The following is a 4,195-nucleotide window of genomic DNA, read 5'->3' as shown; positions in this document are numbered from 1 at the left end:
GCGGGCGGCTCCCCAGAACAGTCTCAGCCTGGAAGTTGGTCACTAGCTAGACACTACCTAACAGCCACAGGCGATAGGCTGAGAGGCCAGAGATGCTGTCGTGGCTTTCATCTTACCTCTCAGCGGTTTTTGAGATGTTGCCAGTTTTCTGCTGTCTTTTCACTGATTACTGTTTACTGATCACTGTTTACTGATTACTTTTAACTGGCTGTTAACTTAGTCATAACTTGGATACTGTATAATCCCTGTGTCAGGTGTCCGTAATAAAATTTAACCTAATCAAGGTCTGAGTATCAGTTTTGACTTTATTCCTGAAAATATGAGTATTTCTCGCCGTAATTTCCTCACCTTTTTAACTGCCACTGCTGGTGTCTCTTTTTTCAGTCTGCAAGAGAAAAAATATTCCTCTCTGATCAGCAGTCCTGCGATCGCTGCTAATAATTTCAGCTTAAACTTTGCTGCCGTCAAACTGCCGATTCCCTTAAAAATTGACGGTATGAGCGATGAAAGCCAAAAAAGTGCCTATCAAACCTATAAAGTCCTAGATGATCTCGTTCTTCCTCAAGGATTCACCTATGATGTGCTGGCGCAGTGGGGGGATCCAGTGGGTGATTCCCGTTTCGGTTATAACAATGATTATCTATCTTTTATCGAAACCAGTGCGGGTCAAGGTTATCTAACCGTTAATTTTGAATATATCAGTGGTCGTACTTGGCTACAAACCTTTGAACAAGTGATCGGTAAAACCCTACCCGTCAAGGAAGTACGGGAAAAAACGAACGAAAAGGGTGAAATTGCCGCCTATCACCTGCAAGATGCCAGCTTAAAGGCAAAAATCGAGGAAATCTCCCTAGAAGGCTTAATTGATCAGGGAATTGGCGTAATTTCCTTAGCTAAAGATGCAGCGGGAAAATGGCAACGTACCTATAGTAAAGCCGATCGCCGCATTACCGGTATTTCTGGACTAAAGGACGGTCATTACCTGAAAGCGACCGGTCCTGCTGTAGCAATTTTTACCAAAACCGATAAACTTGGCTACGATGACGGATTAGGGGCAAAAATTATCGGAACGTTGCAAAATTGCGCCGGGGGAACAACTCCCTGGGGGACTGTATTTAGTGCCGAGGAGAACTTTCAAGACCAAGTGACGGAGGTAGTTTTAAAAGATGGTTCCCCTTTGCATCCCGATACTACCCCCTTTATTCTCAATAGTGGGGAAGTGGATGGCCGGGGTAACGTCTTCGGGTTAGCGGGAAATAAATACGGTTGGATGGTGGAGGTGGATCCGGCCAATCCCGACGATTACGGCACAAAACACACTTGGTTAGGGCGTTTTCGCCATGAAGCAGTCGCTTTTCTCGCTCAAACGGGGCAATCCTTGGCGGTTTATTCAGGATGCGATCGCAGAGGCGGTCATGTCTATAAATTCGTTTCGGAAGGCAAAATTAGCGATATTAAAGACAAAAATAACTCAAAACTCTTGGAAAAAGGAATGCTCTACGGGGCCAAATTCAACCCCGATAAAACCGGTTATTGGATACCCTTAAATCCCGACACGGAGATAAATCCCGTCCTACCGAGTCAAATTGCCGCTAGTCGCGGGGATGGGGTGGTAGCTTTGCCGAATCCCGAAAGAACGGTCAGTGAGACTAAATTACTGCTATTTAAGGACGATGAGGAGATTCTGGCCTACAAAGCTAAATATAAGACCCTCGCAGACCTGTATGAAGGTAATAGGACGGAAAAACAGGGAGCAATTCTCATCGATGCTCATTTTGCCGCTAACGCCGTTGGGGTCACTTGTACTGGTCGTCCGGAAGATACGGAAGTGGACGAGAATGGCACTTTATATATGACCTTTACCTCTGGTAGTCCCAGTCAAGCGGAGGGAGGGGCCGATAAGGAGATATTTAAGGGACCAAATGGCGAAATACCCTACGAATTTGGTTGGATTATCAGCTTAAGGGAAGATAATAATGATGCTGCTTCCTTAAGTTTTCGTTGGGATGTGGTCGCTTACGGAGGGGAACCGACAGAGAAGGGTGAGGGTTTTTCTAATCCCGATAACCTCGCTTTCGATCAACAGGGAAATCTCTGGATGGTTAGCGATATTTCCACGGGTGGGTTAAATCGAGAGATGAAAACTCGTTATCCCCAAGGGGTCCCGGTTAGTCAACGGGATTTATTGGGGATTTTTGGCAATAATAGCGCTTGGGTGTTTGCCAAGGGTCAAGAGCATCCCTATCCTTTTGCTATCGCTCCCATGGATGCGGAATTAACGGGATTGTACTTTACTCCCGACCAAGAGACGTTGTTTTTGGCAGTACAACATCCGGGGGAAGCGGGGGGAATTCGTCGGGATTTGGCCTTTGAAAACCGCAAATTTGCGCTTAAAACCACTAATGGGCAGGAATTTGAACAAATGCGGCAAGTCCCCCTAGGGTCGAATTGGCCCAGTGGTCAAGTTAATCAACCTCCCCGGCCCGCAGTGGTGGCGATTCGGCGAACCGAGTCAAAATCTGGTTAAAATAGACTTTAAGGGAAATTTTACCCTTGCTTTCCTGTCCATACTTCCCATAAAGCCACCGCGTGCATCGGTGCGATTTTCAAATAACCCCCATGAGTCCGGGTGGGGACTGACGCACCGATGGGGAGGTAGAGCGCGGCAATTTGAGGACTCGATGTCCAAAAAATTGGCCAATAGAGATTTGAATGCTGATTTCTCAAGGGGTGACAAAGAGGTTTAAAGGTAGGCAGGATAAAGACTCTAGCCAAATGTCCCCCAAAGAAATAGAGTGGTTATGGCAACCACTCAAAAATTTAAAATGTTACCATCATTCTATCAGGCTTGTTTACAAGCTAATCTGAGCGAAGCACAATATCTTACCCTGCAAATCCTCATACTGCTCTTACTCTCGTCACAGAACGGTACAATTAGAGAGATTAGCTGCCCTATTTCCTCAACCAATTACCTTTGAAAGCAGAAGAAGAAATTTACAGAGGTTTCTTAAGTTACCGCAATTAAGTGTGAAATTGTTATGGTTTCCGCTAATTAAACACATTATTAAGCAAGAGTTTAGCAGAAAAAATAAAAATCGACATCAAAGAAGAAAACTGAAAAAACTTAGGCATCTAGGACATCTGTTATTGGTAATCGACAGAACGGATTGGAAAGGAAGAAATTTATTTGTAGCCAGTGTTATTTGTGGAAAAAGAGCCTTACCTGTGTACTGGATATTGCTAGATAAAAAAGGAAGTAGTAATCTGGGGGAACAAAAAAAATTTCGCTCACCCTGTGTTAAAACTCTTAAAATCTTATCCAGTCGTCGTGATCGGTGATCGAGAACTTCAGAGTGTTCAACTAGGAAAGTGGCTAGACGAAAAGGGTATAGCCTTTATTCTGAGGCAAAAGAAGGGAACATCTTTGCTGTTATCAGGTGAAGACAAATATCAACCTCTAAAAGCTCTGGATATTCAACCAGGGACTGAGCAGTTTTTCTCAGGAATTTATTATACAGATTCTCATAAACTTGGACTTTTTAATTTGGCAACTCCCTGGAAGAGACGCTATCGTAGTAAACAAGCCGAAGCTCCCTGGTATCTTCTTACTAATCTTGACTCTTTAGAGAAGACTTTAAAGTTATATGAATCTCGTTTTGGCATTGAAGCTATGTTCAAAGATTGTAAAACGGGAGGTTATAATATCGAGAAGACTAAAGTTAGTGAACCTCGCTTTTTAGCTCTTGTTTTATTGATTGCTATCGCCTATTCTTTAAATACGATACGGGGTCAACAACTCAATATTTTACCCCACCGTGTTTATATTTGTCGCCTCAAAGAATCTAATCGTTCTGCTGAAAGACATAGTGATTTTTGGATAGGTACTTATGGTACTTTTTGGGTTGAGTCGATGGATACTTTCTCGGAACTTGCCTTTTCTTTGATCCGCCTCAAACCCCAGAAAAACCCTTATTTCTCCAAAGGGTTAACGGCTATGAGCCTTATAAAGCAAGCTTTTTAACTGTTCTGTCACCCCTTGATTGCTGATTTATACTAGATCTCTTGCATAAGTCTAGACAAAATAGGATAAAATAGTCCGAGAGTTAAGATTGAAAGATGACTTACGAACAAGTAAAAACTTTAAAGCCAACAGAGTTCAAACGCTTGTGTGGGGTGTATCCAGATACATTTAAGG

General features: G+C 43.3%; 1 protein-coding gene and 1 pseudogene. Both read left to right on the top strand.

The features are described from left to right. The first annotated feature begins 319 nt into the window (after positions 1–319). On the top strand, positions 320–2,527 hold the full coding sequence (locus IM456_RS08110) for a PhoX family protein (protein ID WP_287691377.1): 2,208 nt from the start codon (positions 320–322) through the stop codon (positions 2,525–2,527). 298 nt (positions 2,528–2,825) lie between these two features. Beyond that, a pseudogene (locus IM456_RS08105) lies at positions 2,826–4,021 on the top strand (IS4 family transposase). The last annotated feature ends 174 nt before the right edge of the window (positions 4,022–4,195 follow it).

The sequence above is a fragment of the Microcystis sp. M079S1 genome (assembly GCF_020246425.1).
Lineage (GTDB): Bacteria > Cyanobacteriota > Cyanobacteriia > Cyanobacteriales > Microcystaceae > Microcystis > Microcystis aeruginosa.
This window is presented reverse-complemented; position numbering and strand designations above follow the sequence as displayed.

What these genes read in the sequence shown, in the direction of transcription:
- IM456_RS08110 (WP_287691377.1), top strand. Translation starts at nt 320, where the DNA reads ATGAGTATTTCTCGCCGTAATTTCCTCACCTTTTTAACTGCCACTGCT.